Consider the following 24,883-nt stretch of genomic DNA (forward strand, 5'->3'; position numbering starts at 1 on the left):
CCGGCGACGGGTGGCCGGTAGCGGATGTGGGGTGCTGGTAGCGGACAGGTAGCGGATAGCGGGGTGCGTATCCGCTACCGGGTCCGCGCAGCTCAGGGTGCGTTTTGAAGATCAGGTAGCGGAGGTAGCGGACTTTCCGGGGGTGGGGGGCAGTACCGCTGCCACGCGTCGTGCAGGTCGGTGGCGTAGTAGCCCTTCATGACGCTGCTGACTCCGGGAGTGATGCTGCTCTTGATGTTGCGGGCGGTGATCGGGGTGTTGTCCGCGGTCTGGTAGTCGCGCAGCATCTTCGACAGCCGCCGGGCGTCCAGCGGTTTGCCGTACAGGTCCGCCCACGGCGACTCGTCAAGGCTGCACAGCCTGTCGAGGATCGCGACGGTGGGAAGCCGGTCGATGCCGTTGAATACGTGGTCGCGCAGGTCGGTCAGCAGCCGGATACCGAGTGAGCCTTTGTCATCGACCTTCGCGGCCGTGACGAGTTCCACGCACGCGGCCCGTGCCCGGTCCGGCCAGGTTCCCCCCGCAGCGTCGGCGACCGCGAGAAGCGGTTCCCACACGTCGGCCGGCCGGTCGGTGACCCCGTCCGGCATGGCGGGGAAGACCCCTTCGATGCTGCCGCGGATCTGCTCTGCCCATGCGGCGAGCCGCTTGCCCAGGGCGTTGCCCTGGCGTTCGTGGATGCGCTGCCGGAAGGGTTCCACCTTCTCGTTGGGGGCGCGGCGCCGCATGCGGATGATGATCGAGCGGGTCAGGATCGTGTCCGGGAGTGAGCCGAGTCCGGCGACAGCCACCACGGCGTAGGAGGGGAAGGCCTGCACGGTCTGGTTCCCGCCGTCGCCCACACACCGGTACGTCACACCGGTCCGGCGGTGGCCTGCGTTGAGGAATCCGCGCAGTTCCTCGTTGTCCCCCGCCTTCGGGCCGAAGACGGTATCGACCTCGTCAAAGAGGATGGTGGGCCGCCCGTCCGGACCGGACACCGCCCGGAACAGGGCCGCGGCGGACGCGTTCACCGCGACCATCGGCCGCGGCACCAGCGTCTCTACGATCTCCAGCGCCCTCGACTTCCCCGATCCCGGTTCGGGAGACAGGAACGCCAGGCGCGGTGTGGAGTCGAACGCGTCCAGCAGGTGCGCGTGCGCGTCCCACAACGCCACCGCGACGTAGCAGGCATCCGAGGGGAAGATGTTGAAGCGCCGGTGGAACGCCTCGACTTCCGCCAGCAGCTCGGCGCCGTCGATGACCTGCGGGCCAGGGCCAACAGCAGACAGGGCGCCCTGGCGGGCGGCGACCTTCGGCGCCCCACTGCCGGTGGGAGTGCCGGCCGGTTCGGCGGAGCTGGTCTGGTCGGGGGTGGTGGTGAGGCTTTTCAGCCCGGGGCGGGGTTCGGGGCTGGTCATGCGCTCTCCCGGGTGCGGGCGGTGCGGATCGACCAGTCCAGTGCGCTGCGGATCGTGGTGCGGCACTCGGCTGCCGGCAGTCCGGCCGACTCGCCCGCGGCCTGAAAAGCCATCTCTACGGTGGTGCGGTCGAGGTCTTCCCAGGCCACGAACCGGCCGACCGCACGGACCGCGCGCAGCAACTCGGCGTTCCGGCCGCCTTCGCCGGTTCCGGCGACCGCGGCTGTCTCGCGTTCGAGCACGGCAGCGGCGAGCCGGTTCCCGTTACGGGTGGGCATGAGCCGGATTGCGGCCGTAGACGACTTCTGAGGGGCCGTCAGGGCGCTGTGTAGCCAGCCGGGTAGGTCTGCAACGGGTGCGTCGCTCTCAACGGCGTACAGGCCCGTTCGGGTGATGCTGCCGGGGGCGACGACTTGTCCGCCCCATGCGCGGGTGTCGACCTTGGGTGCGAGGGTGCCCGCGGTGTTGTGCAGCCGGGCACCAGGCGGGGTGGTGAAGTACAGGTGCTGTCCGCCGCTGGGGGTCCGGACCCGGTAGGTATCGGGGACGGCCTGTCCGGCGCGCTCGCAGAGCGCCAGGAAGGATGTCGCGCCGTCAGGCGTGCCCTTCTTGTCCTTCGGCTTGAGCGTGTCGAGATCGACCACGACAAGCCCGGCGGGGCCGGTGGCGGTGCCGACGTTGAACGGTCCGGCCGACCAGCACCGCTCGATGCGGTCGGGGTCGGTGGTGGCGCGCTGCTCGAAGGTGCGGTGCCCGGCGGTGCAGTCCCCGGTTCGGGGGCAGGTGCGCGCGCCATGTAGGGCGGGGGGCTTGTCGCCGGGGCGAAGCGGGATGACGGGCCAGCCGCGTGCGGCGACCGCGAGCGCCGCGGACAGCAGCGCGGATCGGGTGGCTTGGGTCATGCTGGGGGTACTCCTGTTCCTTGTTGTGGAGCGGGTGAGCCGGGACGGCCGCGGTTCTTTGGCGAGATGCGGCGGCCGTCCCGGGCGAAGTCAGGTGCGGGCAGCGGTGGCGGCGGCACGAACCACGGCGAGCGCCTGTTCGCGGCCGATGTGGGGCTGGTCGTTCCATTGCGGGAACGGCAGGTTGATTCCGCGGGAGCGCAACAGCGCGTTGATGTGGTGGCCTGCGGTGGTGGCGGTGTCGTGGGTGCCGTAGCCGAGCCGGAAAACGGTGTATTGGGCACCGAGGATGCAGCGGCGGCCGGTGGCGGTGCGGATGCGGGTCCCGGTCTGTGCCCATCCCCATTGCTCCAGCACCGCGGCGGTGAGGTCGAGATGGTCGGCGACCGGGATACGCAGGCGCGCGACTCCCTCGCCGCGGCGAGCGGGGTGCAGGAACAGCAGCCGGTCGGGCAGGATCCGCCACAACCCGCCGGGCAGGATCACGCCGGCCGCAGTCGTCGGGGTGGTCGGGGTGAGGTCGGCGAGCGCTTCGGCCACAAGATCTGCGGTGGGCGCGGTGACGAGCCGGTGCGCGGTGCGGGCCGGGTCGGTGAGCCACGCTTCGATCTGGTCGACCAGGTCAGCACCGAGCGTGTCAACGTCGGCGAGCCGCGGCAGCGCGGCGGCGGTGGGCGGGGTGGTGGTGTGGGTCATGGCGGGGGGTTCTCCGTTCCGTACGGTCAGGTGCGCATCTGTGCGAGGGAGTGGGCGAGGCTGGCCATGACCTGATCGATGGGTCCGGCGGCGCCGGTGGCGGCGGCGTAGAAGCCGAAGAGGAATACGACCAGGGCGGCGCCGAACGAGGTGGACTTGGCGCGGATCGCGAAGAGGGACGCGACGCCGAAGAGCAGCACGGCGGAGATGGACAGGATCACGGGCGGGATCTCCGATCGGTGGTCAGCGGGTGCCGCGGTCGTAGGTGTGGTGCCAGAGGTTGTAGAGGTGGCGTCCGCGGCGTATGCGCTTGCCGGTGGTCTTGCAGTGGCGGCAGGGCTTGCCTCGCTTGACGGTGCCGCGGCGGGTGACCTTGGTCGCGTGGCCCATGCCGCCGCAGCGGCGGCAGTCCGCGAACGGCTGGGCCGCACACAGACTCGCGTAACACAGTGTGACGATGAGCAGGCAGGCGCTAGCAAGGAGGAGGAGAGTCACGGGATGCCTTCCAGGCGGGGTTTCGGGTGTTTGCGCAGGTCGGCTGCTAGGTGCGAGATCGCAGCTCAGGCGCTGGGCGGGGTGCTAGTAGAGGTGCTAGGTCTAGCACTTGGCGGTGCTAGACCTAGCACTCTTCCGAGTCAGCCCCCGGACTGCTTCTTGTCACGCTGTGTGATTGCAGTCGTGAGGTCGGCACGGACGATACCGCGGCGGGTGGTGCCCTTGCCGGCGCCGGTGGTTCCCCACACGTCCTGCGCTGTGATGCCGTGCGCCTTCAGGTTCGTCGCGACCGTTGCGGCCTTCCAGCCGCCGTAGACCTCGGGCCGCAGCTCGGCGAGGCGGGAAGCAATCTTCTCGTTCCACACCTTGTCTTCGTCGGCCGGTATGACCCGCAGGACATCGGTGAGCAGGTCGAAGCCGGTCTCGGTGGCGGTGGGTTCCTGGCCGATGGCGTGGCCGGTGACGTTCCCGTACGCCTCGCGCATCTCCCTGGCCCGCTTGACGACCAGTTCGGCACCGACCGCGTCCACGAACGCGGACGCCACGATGCGGGGGTCGTCTCCCTCGCCGGCCATCCAGCAGATACCGCGGTCGGTCCGGCTGAACATGGTGGCGCGGTAGCCGGCCTTGTACATGGACGTGCCCAGCACCATGTCGTTCGCAGGCTGGCCCATGACCTTCAGGCAGAACCGCAGCACCGCGTTGGCGCTGATACCGGTGGGCAGGGACTTCGCATCCGGGCGTTGCGTCCCGAACAGGGCCACGATGCCCAGCGCGGGACCGCGTTTGGCCAGGTCGGTGCAGATCTCCTCGATCTCCGCCCCGTACTTGTCGTGCTCGAACGGGACCTGGCACTCATCGAAGCCCACGACGATCGGGTGCAGTCCGAGCGTCTTGTCGTTGGCCAGCTCCGGGGTGACCTTGGATTCCGGGCAGCGTGATCGCGGCAGGGACTTGATGACCTTCGCCCGGCGGCGCAGTTCCTCGCGCAGTTCCCGCAAAGCATTCAGCACGTACAGGAGGTCATCGTCTTCGTCCCCGGCGCGGTAGCGGTGGCAGATCGGTTCCAGGGCGCCGAAGTCACCGGTGCCCTTGAAGTCGAATCCGTAGATCTCCGAACGCGGGTCCAATGCGGCGATCAGCAGGAACAGCCGCATCAGGAACGTCTTGCCCATCCGCGGGACGCTGCCGACGATGACGGACGCGAACATCAGCGTCACCGATACGTCGCTCATGCGCTGGTCGTTGCCGAACACGACCGGCTTGAACAGGTCCACTGTGCCGGACTTCAGCAGCGGCCACGCGGGCTTCTTCGTCTCGTTCATGGGCTTATCGCCCACCCAGAGAATCAGCCGGCCGTCGTGCTCGGTCGGGTCAGCGGACGGCCACACGCAGCCGACCTTCCTGCGCAGGCCCGACGCGAGCGCCGGCCGGGACTCCATGATGTCCTGCGGGGTGACCCCGTAGGGCAGATCGAGGTCGGCGCGGTAGCCGGGTCCGTCACGGGTGATCTCCGAGGTGAACCGCATCCCGTTCATGTCTCCGCCCTTCTTGAGCGCGGCGGAGATCTTGGCGTTCCCGACGCTGTCCAGACCGCGCAGCACGATCGACCCGGTCAGCTTCTCCAGCTCGGTCCGCAGCACCGCAGGCCCGATGACCGGATGGTCCTTCGGCGCCCCCCAGAACCCCGCGACCAGCACCGCAGCCGAGGCGAACGCCCCCAGCCACAGCGGCGCCATGATGTACAGGGCCAGGGCGAACACCGCACCGAACACGATGGACACGGCCGTGACCAGCACTCGCAGCCGCACCCGGTCATCACGCTGCCTCGACAGCTTCAGGTACTCCGCGGTGTTCTCCCTGGCCACCTCATACGCGCGCAGCGGCGCCCCTTCGGTGTCCCACACCCAACGGCGGGTATCGCCCACCATCCGCGCGGCACCGCGCGGGGCGTAGGAGGTCAGCCGCAGGGCGTACCAGGGACTGCGGATCGAGTGGTACGCGGCAGCGTAGAAGGCGTTGCTCGCCGCGCGCTGCGTGGTGGACACGAACCCCGGCTTGGACGTAAGCCACGTCGGCAGGATCGGCTTGCGCTTGTCCCACCGCACCCCCGGCGAGGGAAGGTTCTTCGGGTCGACAGGACGACCGACCCGCGACCCGCCCGGACCCGACGCAGCGTCACCCGTGACGATGATCGTGTCGCCCGACGCGTCGGACGACGCGTCGGGGTTGCTGGTACCCGACGTGTCGGGTACCAGGTCGGACTCGGTGGGGTTGGTGTCGGCCGACTCGCGGGCGGCGCGCGCCTTGCCCAGGTCGACCACGTCACCGCCGAAGTTGGCGGCGATATCGGCTTCGAGCCGGTGGAACAGTTCGTTCTCTTCCTCGTGATTCACTGAATGTCCTTCCCGGACACATGGGGTTGGAGGGGTCCGGATGGCGCTTTGGACGGCCTACCGTCCGGACCCCGCTATGTGGTGCGTGCCCCGGGCCGCATTCGATGCGGCGCCCTCACGGCAGATCGCCGGGGCTGGGCTGAGCTAGGCGGCGCGCTGTTCGTCGGGGTAGGCGCAGGGCACGCAACTGCCGAGCGACCCGGGGATGACGTATCCGGCATCCGTGCGGCAGACCGGGCAGGTGCGGCGGGCGAGCATCGCCGCAGCGTGCGCCGCCCACTTCGCGGGTGTCATCGGCCGGACCGGCTTTGCCAAGTCGATGCGGTAGAGGTAGGCGACTGCGTAGCCGGTCTTGCGACGCCGGGAACTGCGCATGATCTGAGCAGCGACCGGCTGACCACCGGGACGCAGCCCCTTCGCCCGCAACTGCCGGCGGGTCGCCATGCCGTCCGGGGCGAGCCGCCACGGGAACGTAGGCGTTCCCCAGGTGGCGCCGGTCGGGTCGTAGCACCGGCCGAACGTCGGGGACATCACGCCACCGCCGATCCGGCGGTACCGGGCCGTCCGGACCGGCGCCCCGCAAGCGTCGCGAACAGGCTGCCGATCCCTGCCCGGCGGACACCGGCGCGGGCGCGCTTCGCCGCGTACATCGCCTCATCGGCCCGGCGCAGCAACTCCGGCAGTCCCTCGCCGGGGAAGTCCGCGGTCCGGACCCAGCCGAGCGAGACCGTGGTGTGCACGGCAGGGTCAAGACCGGCCGCAGGCCGGGCGAGCACACCACCCAGCACGGCAAGCATGTCGCCGACCGTGCCGTGCTGGTCGATGAGCACCGCAGCGAACTCGTCACCACCCAGCCGCCCGGCAACCCCGTGCGGGCCGGTGTAGTGGGCGAGCCGGTCCGCGGTCGCCTTCAACAGCGCGTCCCCCGCGGCGTGCCCGTGGGTGTCGTTGACCTGCTTGAAGCGGTCCACATCGGCGAGCACCACCACCGCGCGCGGGTCGCGCAGCAGAACGGTGGCGCGGCGGGTGAAGCCGTCCCGCGTCCACAGCCCGGTCAGCGGGTCACGGCGAGCCGTGTTCAACCGGTGCCGGAACCACAGCAGGTGGGCCGACCAGCCCGCGGCCAGCGGTATGCCGGCCACCGCGGCAGCTAACAGGGTGCTCATGCCGCCACCGCCCGCGGCCCGTTGTGGCCGGTCGTACGGTCGGCGCGCAGGGTGTCGCGGACGGCCCGGGAGTGGGCGGCGCCGCAACTCACGGCCTGCCGGATACGGTCCGCCGTCAGATGCTCGAACGGCCACCCGGCGGTGACCGCACGGGCCTCGGTCAGCACGTCATCCAGCGAACGCCGACCGGACTTCGCCGCAGGCTTCGCGGACCGCTTGCGCGCGGACGCCTTCGGCCCGACCGGCGGCGCGGCAGGGTCCACGCCACCGGGCACCGGGACCGGCTCAGGGTCGGCGGCGGGGGCGAGTTCCCCGAGCTTGAGCAGCACGCGGGTACGGCGGTCGGTCTTGGCCCGCCACCGGCGGCCGTGTTCCGACCGCAGGTCCGCGCGGGCGAGCTGCCGTCCCCGCTCCCGGGCCAGCGCGTCGCTGTAGGAGGTGATCTCCCACAGCGTCATCCGTCGCCACAGCGTGAACGTGGACAGTGGGGCGAGCAGCCAGCGGGAACGGCGGATCTTCTCCATACGACGGCCGGTCACTGCACCGATCCGTGCCGCGTAGACGTGCGCTGCGACCTCGGAGAGCACCACCCACAGCAGCGGCATCGTGCCGTGCGCGACCTTCGCCGACAGCGACGTGCCCGCGGCGATGTTCAGCCAGCACGTCACCCCCGTGAGCAGCCAGGGCACGAACCGCGCCCAGGCAAGTGGCATGTCCATGCGGATCAACAGCAGATTGATCACGGTGAACACCGGGATGGCCAGGTCGATGGCCAGCGGCAGCATGCCCGGCGTCGTGAAGCCCCAGCGGGCAGCGGCCGCAGAGACCGTGTCGAACGACATGGCGAGCCCCACGCCGCCCACACCCACACCCAGCACCGTTGCCGCGACCAGCAGCACCCGGTCAACTCGCGACAGCGGCGGAAGGTCGGTCCGCCCGGTCTCCGGGGCGCTCATGCCGCAGCCCCCTTCCGGGAACCGCGGCGCCGCCGACCGGTCGGGAGGGGCAGCACGGAGACGTTGAACAGGTGCGGGGCGTAAGCCTCGATCACCTCGACAGCGACCCGGCTCACCCGGTCGGGCATGGTGGGGTCGTCGGCGAGGATGTCGGCCGCCGCGGCGAGCCGGGCGGCGCGCTCTTCCTCGGTCTCGCCATCGACACCCAGCCACAACTCCAGCGGGGTGCCCAGCGCGAGTTCCACGAAATCGGTGGCCGTGACAGCCACATGGCCTGCGACGATACTTCTCATGGGTCGTGCACTCCTTAGACGGTGGGAACGGCCCAACCAGCACCCCCGGAGTAGTCGCTCCGGGGGTGCGCGCCGTTCATGGTGGGAGTGCCCCGAGCCGGATCCGATCCGGCAGCATCACGCCGGGTCCGGGGCTGGTCGTACGGGTCACGCAGGCGCACTGTCGTCCGTAGCAGCGAAGACGACCGCACGGATCGCACCCTTCACCCGGTCGTTCTGACGCCAGGTGAAGACCGCGTGCAGGTGTGTGGTGCCGTCGGCATCGGTGCGTTCCTGCCAGCGGTCGGCGTTGAGGTAGTCGGCCCACGCATCGAACGCAGCACGCTGTTCCACCACGCCCACACCCAAGCCGTGCGCCTCGCCGATCAGAGTCCCGGTCGTGGCGATGGACCAATGCAACGCCGGCAGACCCTCGCTGTAGCCATGGGTCAGCATCGCCACCAAGGCAACGACCGCCTGACGCTGCCAGCCGTGCCGATCGCGGTCGGAAATCTTGTACGTCACCGGCGACCACTCCCGTTGATCGTCTGCTTGTGCAGGTTGGCCTTGGTTACCGCTTCGCCGCGGGAGGGGCCGGAGCGGCCGTAGGCGCCGCAGGAACAGATAAAGCCGTAGTTGCCAAAGCCGTAGTCCTGGATGGTGGTCTCGTGGGTTTCGCGCTTGAACAGGCCCATCGGGTGGGTTCCTCCGCTGCCGTGTGGTGCGGGCCGGACTGTCCGGCTCTCCGTCACCGCCCACCCACCGGACGCACCGGCAGGTGAGCGGATCAGACAACCGTCAGCCGGTCACAGCAGAGTGATCAGCAGCGCGGCGACCAGCAACCACAGATGGTGGAAGGACTGGTCAAGCGCGTACGCACCGGTCCCCAAATGCGCGGCGGGCTTGCCCTCACCGGTAACCGGATGGGCAGGGTGCGCACCGGTGCCGAGCGAGTAGAACTCGGCCTTCCCGGTCCGTGTGGCCAGCCACGCCAACGTGGTGCGACGGTCCGCCCACCAATGCGTCACCGCGTCGACTCCCAGCCCGGCAAACAGGCCCCACACCGACAGATGCAGACCCAGCAGCACGGCCGCGGGCAGCAGAACGACCAGCTTGGTCGCGGTGAGGGTCGCGACGTGCCGGGCACCGGCCAACCGACCGACCCAGCCGGGGCGACCCTTGGCCGCGGACTGAGCGGACGTCTGAACCCAGTGATCCCCCACACTGTGGGCGACATACAGGGCCGCGAACACCGCAGCGAATGTACCGGCAGCGGCACTCACTTGCCGCTCCCGTTCTCGCTGCGCTTGTTAGCCTCAGCGACCTTCCGCGACAGTTCCGCGGACTCTTCCTCTGTCAGACTGATGAACACAGGTCCTCCCAACAGGTCCTGTACGCGGTCCCGGTGTTTGCCCACCGGGGCCGCACTCGTTTGGACCACTCGCCACGAGCGGCCACGGCCCGTGACCTCTGCCTTGCAAAGGCAGAGGTCAGGGACTGTGGTCACTGGTGTGAGGACTGCACTGGCCGGCCGTTGCTGCGGCGTGCCAGTCCCGAGCCCTCTTCGGGTGCACCATCTCTCTACCTGGCGCAAGAGCAGGGCAGCTCACATCAGGTGGCACCCCATGGAAGGGCGTTCCCCAGAGCCGATGTGCGGTACGTACCGAGCCGACGCTCGGGACCGCTGCCGACGAGCCTCACCCGGTCGTCACGGGGGCGGGAGTCTCACCCGTCGAAGTTCACTGTTCAGTTCTCAAGATCCAGGCACTTCCTTCGGACCCCTGTCACCGGGTCCTCCGGGCGCTTCACGAGCTAGCGTGCACTAGTCCACACTGTCTTGGCAACCCATCCAGCAGTGTGGACTAGCGCACGCTGCCAGATACGCTGGTTGCATGACGATTGCCAAGGACGGTCCGCGCCTGCCGTCAGTGCAGGTCGCGGACGCGTTGCGCAAGGAACTCCAAGAGGGCGCGTACGCCCCGGAAGAGAAGCTGCCTTCGATCAAGGCGCTCGCCGATCGCTTCGGCATTGCCGAAGAGACGGTCAAGAAGGGGTTGGCCACGCTCAGGACAGAAGGGCTGATCTTCTCCGTCCCCAACCGAGGACACTTCGCCGTAGGCTCGGATCGCGAGAGTGACGCCGCAGTGAACAGTCCTGATGATGTGCGCGAGTCCATCGACGCCCTCCGATCCGAAGTCCAGAAGCTCAGTGCCCGAGTCGCACAACTGGAGAAGAAGTCCGACCCGGGCGACGCTTGAACAACAACCACAATGGGTTGCCAGGAACGGCACGCACAGTGACACCGACAGGTCAGGAATGGACAGGGCGGACACCCCCGGTGTCACTGCCGTGTCACCTTGACTGTCACCAGGTCCGCCGTAGTCAGATCGGAGCACACCCGGAGGAGGGCGAATGAGCGACGATCGACCGTCTTGGGCACGGCGCATGGTTGCCGAGCGGGAATCACGCGACTGGTCTCAGGCCGAAGCCGTCCGCGCACTGCGTGCGCACTCACCCAAGGACTTGCCGGACGACGCGAACATGCTCCGACAGTGGAAGCGTTGGGAGACGGGTGCCGCGATGCCGGGCACGTTCTACCAGCCGATCATCGCGGCCATGTTCGGAACCGTCACTCACGCACTGTTTCCCTTGAAGGGAAAGCGTGATGCAAACGCGGAAATCGCGGCGGCTAGCGGCATGGAAACACTTGAGATCGTGAGCCGTCTGCAAGCGTCGGACGTTGATAACGCCACAATTGAAGCGCTGCGCATCACGGCCGACAGGCTGTGCTCCGAGTACGCATTCCTCCCGAGCGAACAGCTCATCGTTGAAGGTCGCGCTTGGCTTCGCCGCGTCGGTCAACTCCAAGGGCAACGGCTCACCCTCGCGCAGCACCGCGAGGTGCTTACCCTCTCCGGCTGGCTCGCGCTCCTCGTCGGATGCGTCGAATACGACAGCGGCGGTAGGCGCGCGGCCGAATCGACGCGTCGAGCGGCACTTTCCCTGGCTCACGAAGCGGAAAACGCAGAGATCCAGGGATGGGCTCACGAAATGCGCGCCTGGTTCGCCCTCACGACAGGCGACTACCGCGGCGTTATTGCAGCCTCACAGACGGGTGCCGCCATCGCGCCCAACCACGGCGTTGCCGTGCAGCTTGCGGCACAAGAAGCCAAGGCATGGGCACGCATCGGAGACCGTCGTCAAACGGAAGTCGCGCTCGACCGCGGTCGGCGGCTTCTCGAAGGGATGCCGCATCCCGACAACCTCGACAATCACTTCGTTGTGGACCCCGCAAAGTTCGACTTCTACAGCATGGATTGCTACCGGTTGTTGGGCGAAGACCGTCTGGCCCGCACGCTCGCGGAGGAGGTTCTTCGTCTCGGCATGGAGTTTGACGACGCGGAGCACTCACCGATGCGCAACGCAGAAGCGCGCATCACCCTCGGAGTAGCCGCAGCCCGTGAAGGCGACCTAGAACAGGCACTCGCGTACGGAGAACGCGCGCTCGTCGGCGACCGGCAATCGGTCCCGTCGCTCCTCATGGTGAGTAGGGAACTGGCGGCCGTCGTCAAAGACCGCTACCCCACAGATCCGGCAGCTCAGGACTACCTGACGCATTTACACGATCTAGGCAAGGCGCGGCCCGGATTCCTGCCGGCCTAGCAACAAGGATCGGCCCTCACCGCGGCGGTCCCCGATGTGTCGGGGGCCGCCGTACGCGTTCCCCGCTGCGTGTCTAACTGCGCTACAACAGCCGCGTACAGTGGCGAACAACCACGGACGACGGTGGACCGTTCGCGCAGATCAGACGGGGGCGACCACAGGTCGTGAGGTTGCTCGGATTGCTTCAAGCTCTTCGGGGGCTTCGAGGGGCGAGCCTCCGGGTACGCGATACGAACTCCGCCCACGAACCTCCAGCGCGCCTTCGACGACGAGTCGAGATAGGACTTGGCGGAGTGCCGTTCGGCCAATTCCTAGTTCTTCGGCGAGGGTGCGTTCCGATGGAATTTTGTCGCCAGGGTTGAATTCGCCGTATTTAAGACGCGCCCGGATGGAATCGTAAGCTTGCCTCGTCTTCGGTCCCATTGAACTCTTCGTTCCCTTTAATTGCTTCGGTGAGGTATCAGGTTTCCGTGAGGCGATCGGCTACCCCCGGGGTGCAGAAGGCCACCGAGCAAGTGCTGTTCCCCAATCCAGCGATTCTAGCAATTCCCTGTACAGGTCAACAATATCCTGTCGGGTGGCGGCGATCCTATCGGCGAGTTCATCTACGTCGGATGGAGTGAACTCCCGCTCCTCGAATCCCTTTCTCATGCGACTCCTCATGCAGTAGTACAAGGGTGTACTTTTGTCTGCATTTCCCCACGGGCGAGTAGCATAATATTCTTCCGTGGGCTCTCCGCCAACCGGGGCGGTCACCCAAGTGCCGTGTATAACTGCATTGCGCAACGCGCGAAGCTGCCCCATGTCTGCAAAGAGAGACTGGAACTTGGGTCGGTAATTTTCGGTTTTCAGCGTCTCTCTGAGTATCGCCTTAAAGTTTTCGCTCAACCACTCACTGGTCTGCCCTTCAAATAGGACCCACGAGGTTCGAGCCCCGTCGATTAGCTCGGATATCATCTCACGCAGCACTTCGTCGAACTGTGCGCTCTCAGCTGCCACCCTACCAATTGCGCGAAAAAGGTTCGGGTCGTCGACGAAATCAGGCATGTGCCCCCCTGGGTAGTAGCCGGTACAAGAATATTTGCACATGTGGTGATGGTCGCGAGCACGATTTCACGTGTTGTGGGGGCTGGTGATCGAACTGACGGCTCCGACCTAAGTCGCCACTCGCGTCGCGCAGGGGCCGTCTGTGGGCCGTCCGGTGACGGCCCACACCCACTTGTGACAACCGACAACGACCGAGGTGCCCCGTGCTGGAGAACCAGCGCGGGGCACCTCGTTGTGCCATTGACCTGGCTAGACCCAGGAGTCGAACCACATCCTGGCCTGCCAGCCGCTGTAAGGGATGGTCATGCCGGTGTAGATGGGGAAGAAGTAGATGAAGTTCCAGATGATCAGCAGCACCAGGGTGCCCGCACCGACCGCGCCCCACATCCGGCGGCCCTCGCCGGAACCCGGCGGGCCGAGGAAGGCGCCCACCATCATCGCGACCGCCAGGCAGAGGTAGGGCACGAAGGCGACGGCGTAGAAGTAGAAGATCGTACGGTCCTGGTAGTGGAACCACGGCAGCAGGCCCGCGCCCACCGCGCACAGGATGGTGCCCGCCCGCCAGTCGCGGCGGAGCAGCCAGCGGTAGAGCAGGTAGAGCAGGGCGAAGCACGCCGACCACCACAGCAGCGGCGTGCCCAGCGCCAGGATCTCCTTCGAGCAGCCGCCGGTGCTGTGGCAGCCGTCCTGGCCGAGCTTCGGCGACTCGAAGTAGTACGACACCGGACGGCCGAGGATCAGCCAGCTCCACGGATTGGACTGGTACGGGTGGGGCGTGTGCAGCGTCACATTGAACTGGTAGACCTCGTACTCGTAATGCCACAGGCTGCGCAGCGGGGCCGGGATCCAGGACCAGGTGCCGCCGCGGTTGTCCGCCCAGTGCCGGCCGTAGCCCTTGTCGGACAGGAACCAGCCCGTCCAGGTCGCCAGGTAGGTGAGCAGCGCGACCGGGATCATGGTCAGCACCGACCAGCCGAAGTCCTTGCGCAGCACGGCCAGGACGGGCCGGCGGGCGCCCGCCAGGCGGCGCGCGCCGATGTCCCAGGCCAGGGTCAGGATCACGAAGAAGGCCAGGAAGTACAGGCCGTTCCACTTGCTCGCCGCGGCGAGGCCGAGGAAGACCGCCGCGGCGATCCGCCACGGGCGCCACCCCATGCCGACCCGGTCGCCGACCCGCCGGTCGGGACCCGCCCAGCCGGACTCGTCCACCGGCAGCGCCCGGGCCAGCCGGGCTCTGGACCAGTCGCGGTCCACCAGCAGGCAGCCGAAGGCCGCGAGTGCAAAGAACATGATCACCAGGTCGAGCAGCGCGATCCGGCTCATCACGAACTCCAGGCCGTCCACCGCCATCAGCAGCCCGGCCAGGCAGCCCAGCGCGGTGGAACGGAACAGCCGCCGCCCGATCCGGCACAGCATCAGCACCGCCAGGGTGCCGAGCACGGCCATCATGAAGCGCCAGCCGAAGGGGTTCATGCCGAACATCCACTCGCCGACCGCGATCACCCACTTGCCGGCCGGCGGGTGCACCACGTAGCCGGGTGCGTCGGACAGCGGGATCGTCTGCGGATGGCCCAGCAGGTCCGGGTTGGTGATCTTGGCGTCCGGCCAGGTGCCCTCGTAGCCGAACTGCAGCAGCGACCAGGCGTCCTTGGCGTAGTACGTCTCGTCGAAGACGACCTCGCGGGGCGTGCCCAGGTGCCAGAAGCGCAGCGCGCCCGCGAAGACCGCCACCAGAACCGGGCCGAGCCAGCCGGAGATCCTGGCCAGCAGGTAGGAGACCTCCTGGCTCGCGCCCAGCGAGCGCCACATCTTCGTACCCGGCTCGGGGAACGGCGGCACCAGGCGCTCGCGGGTGTCGGTCCGCGGCCTCTCCGCGTAGCCGAACCTGCGCAGCCGTTGCGCCCAGGGGCTCGGATGCGGCTGTTCCAGAACAGCCTCTGCGGCCCGGTCCTGCGTCGCGGTCTCACTCGTCACCGGCCCATCGTAGGGAACGCCTCTGAAAATGTGATGAGGTCGGCGCCCGGCGCCCCTTTTTGTCCGTAAACCCGGGCGTCTGCTCCCGGCCCGGCCGGTGCTCGCGGGCGGGGACCGGCGCGGTCGCCGCGGGTGGGAAGCTTGGGCGGTGACCACGCAAGCCGCAGGCGTCCTCGTACTGGCCGGAACTCCCATCGGCGACCCCGCGGACGCCCCGCCGCGGCTCGGCACCGAGCTGACCGGCGCCGACGTCATCGCCGCCGAGGACACCCGGCGGCTGCGGCGGCTCACCCAGGCGCTGGGCATCGAGCCGACCGGCCGGATCGTGTCGTACTTCGAGGGCAACGAGGCCGGCCGCACGCCCGAACTGGTCGAGGCGCTGGCCGGCGGTGCCCGGGTGGTGCTGGTCACCGACGCCGGCATGCCGTCGGTCTCCGACCCCGGCTACCGGCTGGTCGCCGCTTGCGTGGAGCGCGGCATCACCGTCACCGCGGTGCCCGGGCCCTCCGCCGTGCTGACCGCGCTGGCCGTCTCCGGGCTGCCGGTGGACCGCTTCTGCTTCGAGGGCTTCCTGCCCCGCAAGGCCGGCGAGCGGCTGGCCCGGCTGCGCGAGGTCGCCGCCGACCGCAGGACGCTGGTCTACTTCGAGGCCACGCACCGCATCGACGACACGCTCGCGGCGATGGCCGAGGTCTTCGGCGGTGAGCGGCGCGCGGCGGTGTGCCGCGAGCTGACCAAGACCTACGAGGAGGTCAGGCGCGGCCCGCTGGCCGAACTGGCCCGCTGGGCGGCGGAGGACGGTGTACGCGGCGAGATCACCGTCGTCGTCGAGGGCGCGCCGGCGCCCGGCCCCGCCGACCTCGACCCCGCCGAGATCGTCCGCCGGGTCGCGGCGCGCGAGGCGGCAGGCGAGCGGCGCAAGGAGGCCATCGCGGCGGTCGCCGCGGACGCCGGGCTGCCCAAGCGGGAGGTCTTCGACGCGGTGGTCGCCGCCAAACACGGCGCCGTGTGAGACCTCGTGAGACCCCGGGGGACCCCCTTTCCGGGCCGGCGCACAGGGAGTTCACAGCAGTCCCCGGCGCTATGAGCAGCGTCACAGGGACTAAACCGAGGGCTCGGCAAAGCAATACCGGCCATCCCCCTCATAGATCCCAAATCTGGCTCAAGAGTCGTCCACGCCTGCTGCGGCCGCCCGGTGCGGGGCGTTCGCTGGGGCGAGGGAAGTCCCGGTCCGGGCGCCGCGCCCGGAGGGCACGCAGGAGCTGCACATGAGCGACACCAGGGGAAGCGGGCCCAGGGCGCCGCGGCCCGCCGCCGGACCCGGCACGGACGTCGTGCACGAGGCGTACTCCTTCGCCTGCATGAACTGCGGGCACGGCTGGGAGCAGGCCTACGAGATCGAGCACCACGTCGACACCGCCGGCCGCTCCTACGTGACCTATCTCGCCGACGGCACCCTGGTGCCCTCCCCGCTGACCCACCCCACGTGCGACAACTGCGAAGGGCACCGGGTGCGCATCATGCCGCCCGGGCGGGTCGCCGGAGTGGCCGCCGCCGGGCCCGCGGCGCGCCGGGCGGCGCAGGGTGCGGCGGGGCCGTCGCACCACTGGCCGTCACTGCACTTCCCGCACCGCAGGCGCGGGGGTGAAAAAGCGGGGGAATGAACGCCGCCTTCCGCAATGGGCGCCGTCTTCCCGCAATGGACGCCGCCTTCCCGGTCCGCGGCAATGTGCCCCCGTTCCGGCGACCGGGTCCTCCGGCGCCGGCCATCCGGGCCGGTCCCTAGGATCGGGGCATGCCAGACAGGGACAGCAAGAAGACGACGTCGCGGGCGGCGCAGCCGGCACCGCCGGCGCCCGAGCCGCTGCGGGTCGCGGTCGCCGACTCCCACACCCACCTCGACATGCAGTCGGGCAGCGTCGCGGACGCCGTCGCGCAGGCCGCGGCGGTCGGCGTCGACACGCTGATCCAGGTCGGCTGCGACCTGGCCGGATCGCGCTGGGCCGCGGAGACCGCCGCCGCCTGGGACCGGATCTGGGCCACGGTGGCGCTGCACCCGAACGAGGCGCCACGGGTGGCGGGCCGCGCCGCCGCCGGCGGCCGGGCGGGGCTGGACGCCGAGATCGACGCCATCGACGCGCTCGCCGCACTGCCGCACGTCCTCGGGGTCGGCGAGACCGGCCTCGACTACTTCCGCACCGGGCCCGACGGGGTCGAGGACCAGCAGCACTCCTTCCGGCGGCACATCGACATCGCCAAACGCCACGGCAAGGCGCTGGTCATCCACGACCGGGACGCCCACGCCGATGTGCTGCGCATCCTCGCGGAGGAGGGGGCGCCCTCCACGGTGGTCTTCCACTGCTACTCCGGCGACGCCGAGATGGCCGGAGTCTGCGCCGAGCACGGCTATTACCTGTCCTTCGCCGGGACCGTCAGCTACAAGTCCGCGCAGAACCTGCGGGACGCGGTCGCCGTCGCCCCGCGCGACCTGCTGCTGGTCGAGACCGACGCGCCGTTCCTGACCCCCGTGCCCTACCGCGGGCGGCCCAACGCGCCTTACCTCATTCCGGTCACGCTGCGCGCGATGGCCGCGGCCAGGGGCGAGGACGAGGACCAGCTCGCGGCCGCCGTCGCCGCCAACACCGCACGGGCGTTCGGTTACGACACGTGAGGTGAATGCGGGTTTCCGCCACTTTTAGGCTTTAAGGTCCGGCGTCGTGAGCATTCACCTGGCTGGACGCGCGCGCAAGCTCGTACCGCAGACCCTCGTCGTCGCGGTGCTCGCCGGCGGCGCCGGGGCGTATGTGGTGGCCGACAAGACCGTACGGCTGAGCGTCGACGGCCGGCCGCGGACGGTCCACACCTTCGCCGCCGACGTCGCCGGCGTCCTGCGGCAGCAGCACCTCACGGTCGGCGGCCACGATATCGTCGCCCCCGCGCCCGGCCACCGGCTGCACGACGGCGACGCCGTGGCCGTACGCTACGGCCGCCCGGTCACCCTCACGCTCGACGGCCGGCAGCGCCGCGTCTGGACGACGGCGACCACCGTGGCCACCGCGCTGCGGCAGCTCGGCGTACGGGCGGACGGTGCGCAGGTGGACGCCTCGCGGAGTGCCGCCATCGGGCGGCTCGGGCTCGCGCTGTCCGTGCGCACGCAGCGCCGGGTCACGGTGGTGGCCGACGGCCGCGCGCACCTCGTCCGCACGCACGCGGTCACCGTCCGCGGAGCCGTCGCGGAGGCCGGCCTCGTCCTCGGTCCCGAGGACACGCTCTCGCCCGCCGCGTCCGCCTTCCCGAGCGACGGCCTGACCCTGACGGTCGTCCGGATCAGGACCGCGCGGTCCGTGCGCCGGGAGCCGGTGCCCTACCGGGTCGTACGGCACCGTGACCCGTCGCTGCGCCGCGGATCCACCGTCGTGGACGTGCACGGGCGTCCGGGGGTGCGCGAGGTCCGCTACGCCGTCGTCACGGCCGACGGCGTCCCCCGCTCGACCCGTGTCCTGCGCAGCCGGGTGACGCGGCCGCCGGTCACCGAGGTGGTGCGGGTCGGCGGGTCCGGCTCCCCGTCGCGGTCGTCGCGGCCGTCGCGGTCCACACCGTCCGCACGGGCCACACGGTCTTCCCGCGCGGCCGGGGGGCTGGACTGGCACGGCCTCGCCCTGTGCGAGTCGGGCGGGCGTGCGCACGTCGTGGACCCGTCCGGGCGGTACGGCGGGCTGTACCAGTTCGACACGCGGACCTGGCGGAGCCTCGGGGGCCAGGGGCGGCCGCAGAACGCCAGCCCCGCCGAACAGACGGTCCGCGCACAACGCCTCTACGCCACGCGTGGCGCCTCGCCCTGGCCGACGTGCGGCCGCCACCTCTTCGACTGACCCCGGCTGCGCCCGGACGCCGGCCGGGGAGATCCCTGGGGGGTCGGGGGCGTCGGGGAGAACGATTAGCCTAGGGCGCGTGAGTGGCACTGAGAGCGACGCCCTGTTGGGCCCGGCCGACGTCAGGGAGCTGGCAGCGGCGCTCGGCGTGCGGCCGACGAAGCAGCGCGGGCAGAACTTCGTGATCGACGCGAACACCGTACGCAGGATCGTGCGGACGGCCGGAGTCAGGCCCGACGACACGGTCGTCGAGGTCGGTCCCGGGCTCGGCTCCCTCACGCTCGCCCTGCTGGAAGCCGCCGCACACGTCACCGCGATCGAGATCGACGACGTGCTGGCCGCCGCGCTGCCCGCGACCGTCGCGGCCCGGCTGCCCGGCCGGACCGGCCACTTCGACCTGGTCCACGGCGACGCCATGGCGGTCACCGAGCTCCCGGGCCCGCCGCCCACCGCCCTCGTGGCCAACCTGCCGTACAACGTCGCCGTCCCCGTGCTGCTGCACATGCTCGCGACGTTCCCGGGCATCGAACGCACCCTCGTCATGGTGCAGTCCGAGGTCGCCGACCGGCTCGCCGCGGGGCCGGGCAACAAGGTCTACGGTGTGCCCTCGGTGAAGGCCAACTGGTACGCCGACGTCAAGCGGGCCGGCGCCATCGGGCGCAGCGTCTTCTGGCCCGCGCCCAACGTGGACTCCGGGCTCGTCGCCCTGGTGCGGCGCGACCCGCCGCGTACGACGGCGAGCCGGCAGGAGGTCTTCGCCGTGGTGGACGCCGCCTTCGCCCAGCGCCGCAAGACCCTGCGGGCCGCGCTCGCCGGGTGGGCCGGGTCCGCCGCCGCGGCGGAGTCCGCGCTGGTCGCCGCCGGAGTGTCGCCGCAGGCCCGCGGCGAGGCGCTGACCGTCGAGGAATTCGCCGCCGTCGCAGAGCACAAGCCGTAGCCGTCGATGAGGAGCCCCCGCCCGTGACCGCCGTCACCGTCCGCGTGCCCGCCAAGGTCAACGTCCAGCTCTCCGTCGGCGGCCGCCGCCCCGACGGCTTCCACGACCTCGCCACCGTCTTCCTCGCCGTCGGGCTCTACGACCAGGTCACCGCCACCCCGGCGGACGGGCTGCGGATCACCGCCGCCGGGCGGGACGTGGCGGGCATCCCGCTCGACGCGACGAACCTCGCGGCCCGGGCGGCGGTCGCGCTCGCCAAGCGGTACGGCGTCGAGCCGGACGTGCACCTGCACATCGACAAGGACATCCCGGTGGCCGGCGGCATGGCGGGCGGGTCCGCCGACGCGGCGGGCGCGCTGGTCGCCTGCGACGCGCTGTGGGGACTGGGCGCGCCCCGGAATGAGCTGATCGCGCTGTGCGCGGAGCTGGGCAGCGACGTGCCGTTCTCCCTGGTGGGGGGCGCCGCGCTCGGGACCGGGCGCGGGGAGATCCTGACGCCGCTGGAGGTCGGCGGGGAGTTCCACTGGGTCTTCGCCGTCGCCGAGGGGGGTCTGTCGACGCCGGACGTCTACCGGGAGTGCGATCGCCTGCGGCGGGCCGGTGGGGGGAGTGACCTCGCCGCGAACCTGCCCGCGCCTGCCGCGGACCCGGCGCTCGTCGCGGCGCTGCGGGAGGGGTCCGCCGTCGCGCTCCGCGCCGCGCTGTCCAACGACCTGCAGGCCGCGTCCGTCGGCCTGCGGCCCGCTCTGGCCGGCACGCTCGCGGCGGGCCTCGGTGCGGGGGCGCTTGCCGCGCTCGTCTCGGGGTCCGGCCCGACCTGTGCGTTTCTCCTGCCGTCGGCGGCGGGGGCCGCGGCGCTCGCCGCGACGTTCCCTCCGGGCTCGGCCCACCCGGCCGTCTCGCCGGCCCCGGGGGCCACTCTCCTCTGAACACCGGCTGCGCCGGGCTTTTCGGTCGACCGCCACGTGCGGTGGCGCCGCTGCTTTCCCGCCGCTGTGGCTTGTCGCGCCGTTCCCCGCGCCCCTGAAAAACGCTCACCCTCTGCGGCAGCGGCCCCCCTGGCAGGGACCAACCCCCGACGGTGGAAGACGCAGGCCCCAAGGCGTGTGGGGGTACCCCCAGGCGGAGCGCTGGGGGAGAACGGAGCGCTCGGCCCCCACCGGGCCGCAGGTGAGCACGCCACGGCAAGGGGGGAAGCCCGGGCGGCGGAGGCGGCGAGCGCCCCCGGGGGTGGTCGGGGGGAAAAGGGGGGCGGCGGGGGCGATTAGGCTGAGGGGAGTTGTTCCCCTGCGCTTGGAGAGACGAGAAGTGGCCGTCAACCTGGTCAACGTCGAAGCCGTCGGCAAGACGTACGGCACGAGGGCGTTGCTGGACGCCGTCTCGCTGGGCGTGTCCGAGGGGGACCGGATCGGGGTCGTGGGGCGGAACGGGGACGGCAAGACGACCCTCGTGCGGATGCTCGCGAAGCTGGAGGAGCCCGACGCGGGACGCGTGACGCATCAGGGCGGCCTGCGGCTGGGCGTGCTGACGCAGCACGACAGCCTGGATCCGGCGGCGACCGTGCGGCACGAGGTCGTCGGGGACCGGGCGGACCACCAGTGGGCGGGGGACGCCCGGATCAGGGACGTGCTGACCGGGCTGTTCGGCGGGCTGGACCTGCCGGGGTTCCCGGCGGGGCTCGACACGGTGATCGGCCCGCTGTCGGGCGGCGAGCGGCGCCGAATCGCGCTGGCGAAGCTGCTGATCGACGAGCAGGACCTGATCGTGCTGGACGAGCCGACCAACCACCTGGACGTGGAGGGCATCGCCTGGCTGGCGGCGCATCTGCGGGCCCGCAGGTCCGCGCTGGTGGTGGTGACGCACGACCGCTGGTTCCTTGACCAGGTGTGCACCCGGATGTGGGACGTGCAGCGCGGCACGGTCTACGAGTACGAGGGCGGTTACAGCGACTACGTCTTCGCCCGGGCCGAGCGCGAGCGCATCGCCGCCACCGAGGAGACCAAGCGGCAGAACCTGGTCCGCAAGGAGCTGGCGTGGCTGCGCAGGGGTGCCCCGGCGCGTACGTCGAAGCCGCGGTTCAGGATCGAGGCGGCGAACGCGCTGATCGAGGACGTGCCGCCGCCGCGTGACACCGCGGAGCTGATGAAGTTCGCCAACTCCCGTCTCGGCAAGACCGTTTTCGAGCTGGAGGACGTGACGGTCACGGCCGGGCCGAAGCAGTTGCTGCGGCACATCACCTGGCAGCTCGGCCCGGGTGACCGGGTCGGCCTGGTGGGCGTGAACGGCGCGGGCAAGACCTCGCTGCTCAAGGCGCTCGCCGACGCCGCGGTGAGCGACGGGGACGTGCAGCCGGCCGCGGGCCGGGTCGTGGTGGGCAAGACGGTGCGGCTGGCGTATCTGTCGCAGGAGGTCGCGGAGCTCGACCCGACCTGGCGGGTCCTGCAGGCGGTGGAGGCGGTGCGGCAGCGGGTCGACCTGGGCAAGGGCCGGGAGCTGACGGCGGGCCAGCTGTGCGAGAAGTTCGGCTTCACCAAGGAGAAGCAGTGGACGCCGGTCGGCGACCTGTCCGGTGGTGAGCGCCGCCGGCTGCAAGTGCTGCGGCTGCTGATGGACGAGCCGAACGTGCTGTTCCTCGACGAGCCGACCAACGACCTGGACATCGAGACGCTGACCCAGCTGGAGGACCTGCTGGACGGCTGGCCGGGGTCGATGGCGGTGATCAGCCACGACCGCTACTTCCTGGAGCGCACCACCGACCGGGTCTTCGCGCTGCTCGGCGACCAGAGCCTGCGGATGCTGCCGCGCGGGGTGGACGAGTATCTGGAGCGCCGCCGGGCGATCGCCGAGGCCGCGGCGCCGCCGGCGCCGGCGGCCAGGGAGAAACCGGCCGGCGACACCCGGATGGCGAAGAAGGAACTGCAGCGGATCGAAAGGCAGTTGGACAAGGTCGGCGACAAGGAGAAGGTGCTGCACGCGCGGATCACCGAGCACGCGACCGACTTCGCGAAGGTCGCCGAAATCGACGCGGAGCTGCGGGCGTTGCGCGAGGAGCGCGAGGACCTGGAGATGCGCTGGCTCGAACTGGCCGACGACGCAGGGTAGTCGGCGGCCGTGGCGGTTGCCGGGCCGGGCGGGGGAGAACGTGTAGCGGGCCGGTAACGGAACAGCGGCGGCCCATGGGGGCAACGGTGCCGGGTGGTAGAAAGAATTTCCGCCAACCCGAACCAAACATGAGTTCAAAGAGGTCCGCTGATGTCGCAGCCGCCCCCGCCGCCAGGCAACCCGCCCGAGTTCGGGAAGTCGTCAGACGGAGCGGTACCGCCCCCGCCGGTTCCTCCACAGCAGCAGCCGCAGCAACAGCCGCCGCAGCAACAGCCGTCGACCCCGCCCCCGCCGCCCGGATACGGCTATCCGGCGCAGGCCCCGCCACCGCCGGCCGGCGGTTACGGCTACCCGGCCGCAGGCGCGCCGCCGGCCGCCGCCAACCCGTACGCGCAGCCGGTGCCGCCCGCGCAGAACCCGTACGCGCAGACACCGGCCCCGGCGGCGTACCCGCAGCAGCAGGTGCCGCCGCCCCCGTACGCCGGCGCCCCGCCTCCGCCGTACGCGGGCGCCCAGCCGCCGCCGTATCCGAGCCAGGCGCAGTACGGCCAGGTGCCACCGCAGGGGCCCTACGGCTACCCGGGGCAGCCGCAGTATCCGGGCGGTCCCGGTGGCGGGCGGTCCACCAACAAGCTGCTGATCGTCGTCGCGGCCGTGGTGGCGGCGGTGCTGGTGATCGGCGGCGGTGTCTTCCTGGCGACCAGGAGCGGCGACCACAAGCCGGGGCCCAAGCCGACGGCGCAGTCAAGCAGCGGCGGCCCGACCACCGCACCGCACTCCGCCGATCTGCAGTTCGGCTGGGACAAGCCGGCCGACCCGGTCGCCGAGAAGGACAACCTCAAGTACGTCTTCGGGATCTGGTTCACCGACAAGTACGTGGTCAAGAGCGAGATCAACAAGGTCGTCGCCTACGACGTCACCACCGGCAACCCGGCCTGGACGCTCGCGGCCCCCTCGCGTGGCGACTGCTCGGCGGCCAAGGACACGTATCAGAACCTGGCCGCGATCCAGTTCGGCCCCAGCTGCAACCAGGTGATGGTCTTCGACCTGACCACCGGGACGCAGAAGTGGACCGCCACGCTGCCCGGCGGCACCGGCAGCAAGACCGACTTCGACTACTCGCAGATGGCGATCAGCGGGGACACGCTCGGCGTCGACTGGCTGAGCGGCTCCATCGGCTACCGGCTGTCCACCCAGGCGATCCTGTGGCAGGGCGGCAACGGGGACTGCGAGGACGACGGCTACGCCGGCGGCAGCCAGTTCGTGGTGATCGTCAACTGCGACTACAAGACCTACAAGGTCCAGGCCATCGACCCGGACAACCACGGCAAGGCGAAGTGGTCCTGGGAGGCGCCGAGCGGCACCGAGGTCAACGCGATCGTGTCCACCGACCCGGTGGTGGTGGTGCTCGGCACCGAGAACAGCAACGCCACCGACATCGTGACCGTCGCGGACGGCCGGATGCAGTCCAGGATCTCGCTGGGCACCGACAAGTACGACATCTCCGTCGGCGACAACGGCGCCCAGGACGTGCACAACGTGCTGGTCAGCAAGGACACCGTCTACCTGACGCTGCGCAGCCAGGGCGACAGCAAGGGCCAGGTGCTGAGCGGGATCGTCGCCTTCAACACCAGTGACGGCAAGCAGAAGTGGGTCGCCAAGCCGGCCGACAAGCAGGCCATCCAGGGCCTGGACTTCGTGGACGGCCAGGTGCTCGCCGTGGAGCCGCCGGACTACGACGTGGCGGGGCAGCTGGTCACCATCGACCCGGCGACCGGCGCGATGAAGAAGTTCGCGACGTTCGCCGACGGCGCCCACGACCACATCGACCTGTCCGATCTGGAGAACTACCCCTACTGGCACAACGGCCACTTCTACGTGGCCGCGCACACCGTCTACGAGGGCAACGACGACGAGAAGTATCTGATCGACTTCCACTGACGGCTGCGCCGGCCCGGCCGGCGCACCCGGCGTCCACCCGCGCGCCCCCTGCCGGCAGGCAGTC

Annotated in this window: 25 protein-coding genes and 1 pseudogene; 10 read left to right on the forward strand and 16 right to left on the reverse strand. The window is 70.3% G+C overall.

The features are described from left to right. Positions 1 to 92: 92 nt before the first annotated feature. The 13 genes from OG702_RS22705 to OG702_RS22765 all read right to left on the reverse strand — a co-directional run bounded on the left by OG702_RS22705 (position 93) and on the right by OG702_RS22765 (position 9,536). On the reverse strand, positions 93 to 1,400 hold the full coding sequence (locus tag OG702_RS22705) for a DUF3631 domain-containing protein (protein WP_327290755.1): 1,308 nt from the start codon (positions 1,398 to 1,400) through the stop codon (positions 93 to 95). Then, entirely contained in the window at positions 1,397 to 2,302 is a 906-nt protein-coding gene (locus tag OG702_RS22710; RefSeq protein WP_327290756.1) for a bifunctional DNA primase/polymerase, read from the reverse strand. Before OG702_RS22710 ends, OG702_RS22705 begins: the two co-directional genes overlap by 4 nt. 90 nt (positions 2,303 to 2,392) lie before the next feature. After that, positions 2,393 to 2,998, reverse strand: coding sequence for a DUF6197 family protein (locus tag OG702_RS22715; protein ID WP_327290757.1), 606 nt, complete (start codon positions 2,996 to 2,998; stop codon positions 2,393 to 2,395). A gap of 26 nt (positions 2,999 to 3,024) precedes the next feature. Further along, complete coding sequence (locus tag OG702_RS22720) at positions 3,025 to 3,219, reverse strand: hypothetical protein (RefSeq protein WP_327290758.1); 195 nt, start codon at positions 3,217 to 3,219, stop codon at positions 3,025 to 3,027. A 22-nt stretch (positions 3,220 to 3,241) separates the two neighbouring features. Next, on the reverse strand, positions 3,242 to 3,388 hold the full coding sequence (locus OG702_RS35545; RefSeq protein ID WP_442814510.1) for a hypothetical protein: 147 nt from the start codon (positions 3,386 to 3,388) through the stop codon (positions 3,242 to 3,244). Between the two features lie 245 nt (positions 3,389 to 3,633). Next, a complete protein-coding gene (locus tag OG702_RS22730) occupies positions 3,634 to 5,889 on the reverse strand; it encodes a cell division protein FtsK (RefSeq protein WP_327290760.1) in 2,256 nt (751 codons plus the stop codon). A gap of 144 nt (positions 5,890 to 6,033) precedes the next feature. Beyond that, positions 6,034 to 6,420, reverse strand: a complete 387-nt coding sequence (locus OG702_RS22735) for an RRQRL motif-containing zinc-binding protein (RefSeq protein ID WP_327290761.1) — start codon at positions 6,418 to 6,420, stop codon at positions 6,034 to 6,036. Beyond that, positions 6,420 to 7,055: a GGDEF domain-containing protein gene (locus OG702_RS22740; RefSeq protein WP_327290762.1), complete on the reverse strand. Its 636-nt coding sequence runs from the start codon at positions 7,053 to 7,055 to the stop codon at positions 6,420 to 6,422. The genes OG702_RS22735 and OG702_RS22740 overlap by 1 nt, the downstream gene beginning before the upstream one ends. Beyond that, a complete protein-coding gene (locus OG702_RS22745) occupies positions 7,052 to 8,011 on the reverse strand; it encodes a DUF2637 domain-containing protein (RefSeq protein WP_327290763.1) in 960 nt (319 codons plus the stop codon). Before OG702_RS22745 ends, OG702_RS22740 begins: the two co-directional genes overlap by 4 nt. Then, positions 8,008 to 8,304 carry a hypothetical protein gene (locus OG702_RS22750; RefSeq protein WP_327290764.1) on the reverse strand — a complete coding sequence of 99 codons (297 nt, stop codon included), beginning with the start codon at positions 8,302 to 8,304 and terminating at the stop codon, positions 8,008 to 8,010. Before OG702_RS22750 ends, OG702_RS22745 begins: the two co-directional genes overlap by 4 nt. A gap of 147 nt (positions 8,305 to 8,451) precedes the next feature. Beyond that, positions 8,452 to 8,808 (reverse strand): hypothetical protein, encoded by a 357-nt coding sequence (locus OG702_RS22755; RefSeq protein ID WP_327290765.1) that lies wholly within the window; start codon positions 8,806 to 8,808, stop codon positions 8,452 to 8,454. Beyond that, positions 8,805 to 8,978, reverse strand: coding sequence for a hypothetical protein (locus tag OG702_RS22760; RefSeq protein ID WP_327290766.1), 174 nt, complete (start codon positions 8,976 to 8,978; stop codon positions 8,805 to 8,807). The genes OG702_RS22755 and OG702_RS22760 overlap by 4 nt, the downstream gene beginning before the upstream one ends. 111 nt (positions 8,979 to 9,089) lie before the next feature. Then, on the reverse strand, positions 9,090 to 9,536 hold the full coding sequence (locus OG702_RS22765) for a transcriptional regulator (RefSeq protein ID WP_327290767.1): 447 nt from the start codon (positions 9,534 to 9,536) through the stop codon (positions 9,090 to 9,092). Positions 9,537 to 10,175: 639 nt separating this feature from the next. On the opposite strand from OG702_RS22765, the gene OG702_RS22770 reads away from it, so the two are divergent. Further along, complete coding sequence (locus OG702_RS22770) at positions 10,176 to 10,541, forward strand: winged helix-turn-helix domain-containing protein (RefSeq protein ID WP_327290768.1); 366 nt, start codon at positions 10,176 to 10,178, stop codon at positions 10,539 to 10,541. Between the two features lie 154 nt (positions 10,542 to 10,695). Continuing rightward, positions 10,696 to 11,946 (forward strand): XRE family transcriptional regulator, encoded by a 1,251-nt coding sequence (locus OG702_RS22775; protein ID WP_327290769.1) that lies wholly within the window; start codon positions 10,696 to 10,698, stop codon positions 11,944 to 11,946. A 174-nt stretch (positions 11,947 to 12,120) separates the two neighbouring features. Here OG702_RS22775 and OG702_RS22780 read toward each other — a convergent pair. The 3 genes and pseudogenes from OG702_RS22780 to OG702_RS22790 form a co-directional block, all read right to left on the reverse strand. Further along, positions 12,121 to 12,369, reverse strand: a pseudogene (locus OG702_RS22780) (winged helix-turn-helix domain-containing protein); the annotation flags it as partial. Between the two features lie 60 nt (positions 12,370 to 12,429). Further along, positions 12,430 to 12,993 (reverse strand): hypothetical protein, encoded by a 564-nt coding sequence (locus OG702_RS22785; protein WP_327290770.1) that lies wholly within the window; start codon positions 12,991 to 12,993, stop codon positions 12,430 to 12,432. 249 nt (positions 12,994 to 13,242) lie between these two features. Further along, the gene (locus tag OG702_RS22790) at positions 13,243 to 14,967 is read right to left on the reverse strand and encodes a dolichyl-phosphate-mannose--protein mannosyltransferase (RefSeq protein ID WP_442814512.1); all 1,725 of its coding nucleotides are present in this window, start codon (positions 14,965 to 14,967) and stop codon (positions 13,243 to 13,245) included. A gap of 148 nt (positions 14,968 to 15,115) precedes the next feature. Between OG702_RS22790 and rsmI the strand changes: the two genes are divergently transcribed. The 8 genes from rsmI (at position 15,116) to OG702_RS22830 (ending at position 24,819) form a co-directional block, all read left to right on the forward strand. Beyond that, positions 15,116 to 15,979, forward strand: coding sequence for a 16S rRNA (cytidine(1402)-2'-O)-methyltransferase (rsmI, locus tag OG702_RS22795; protein WP_327290771.1), 864 nt, complete (start codon positions 15,116 to 15,118; stop codon positions 15,977 to 15,979). A gap of 256 nt (positions 15,980 to 16,235) precedes the next feature. Continuing rightward, positions 16,236 to 16,631 carry a hypothetical protein gene (locus tag OG702_RS22800; protein WP_327290772.1) on the forward strand — a complete coding sequence of 132 codons (396 nt, stop codon included), beginning with the start codon at positions 16,236 to 16,238 and terminating at the stop codon, positions 16,629 to 16,631. 131 nt (positions 16,632 to 16,762) lie between these two features. After that, positions 16,763 to 17,638 carry a TatD family hydrolase gene (locus OG702_RS22805; protein ID WP_327290773.1) on the forward strand — a complete coding sequence of 292 codons (876 nt, stop codon included), beginning with the start codon at positions 16,763 to 16,765 and terminating at the stop codon, positions 17,636 to 17,638. A 46-nt stretch (positions 17,639 to 17,684) separates the two neighbouring features. Continuing rightward, positions 17,685 to 18,839 (forward strand): ubiquitin-like domain-containing protein, encoded by a 1,155-nt coding sequence (locus OG702_RS22810; RefSeq protein ID WP_327290775.1) that lies wholly within the window; start codon positions 17,685 to 17,687, stop codon positions 18,837 to 18,839. Positions 18,840 to 18,918: 79 nt separating this feature from the next. Further along, positions 18,919 to 19,776, forward strand: coding sequence for a 16S rRNA (adenine(1518)-N(6)/adenine(1519)-N(6))-dimethyltransferase RsmA (gene rsmA / locus OG702_RS22815; RefSeq protein ID WP_327290777.1), 858 nt, complete (start codon positions 18,919 to 18,921; stop codon positions 19,774 to 19,776). Between the two features lie 23 nt (positions 19,777 to 19,799). Then, positions 19,800 to 20,705 (forward strand): 4-(cytidine 5'-diphospho)-2-C-methyl-D-erythritol kinase, encoded by a 906-nt coding sequence (locus OG702_RS22820; RefSeq protein ID WP_327290778.1) that lies wholly within the window; start codon positions 19,800 to 19,802, stop codon positions 20,703 to 20,705. A gap of 379 nt (positions 20,706 to 21,084) precedes the next feature. Then, positions 21,085 to 22,878: an ABC-F family ATP-binding cassette domain-containing protein gene (locus OG702_RS22825; RefSeq protein WP_327293333.1), complete on the forward strand. Its 1,794-nt coding sequence runs from the start codon at positions 21,085 to 21,087 to the stop codon at positions 22,876 to 22,878. Between the two features lie 150 nt (positions 22,879 to 23,028). Then, positions 23,029 to 24,819 carry an outer membrane protein assembly factor BamB family protein gene (locus OG702_RS22830; RefSeq protein WP_327290779.1) on the forward strand — a complete coding sequence of 597 codons (1,791 nt, stop codon included), beginning with the start codon at positions 23,029 to 23,031 and terminating at the stop codon, positions 24,817 to 24,819. The last annotated feature ends 64 nt before the right edge of the window (positions 24,820 to 24,883 follow it).

Source organism: Streptomyces sp. NBC_01198, assembly GCF_036010485.1.
Taxonomy (GTDB): domain Bacteria; phylum Actinomycetota; class Actinomycetes; order Streptomycetales; family Streptomycetaceae; genus Actinacidiphila.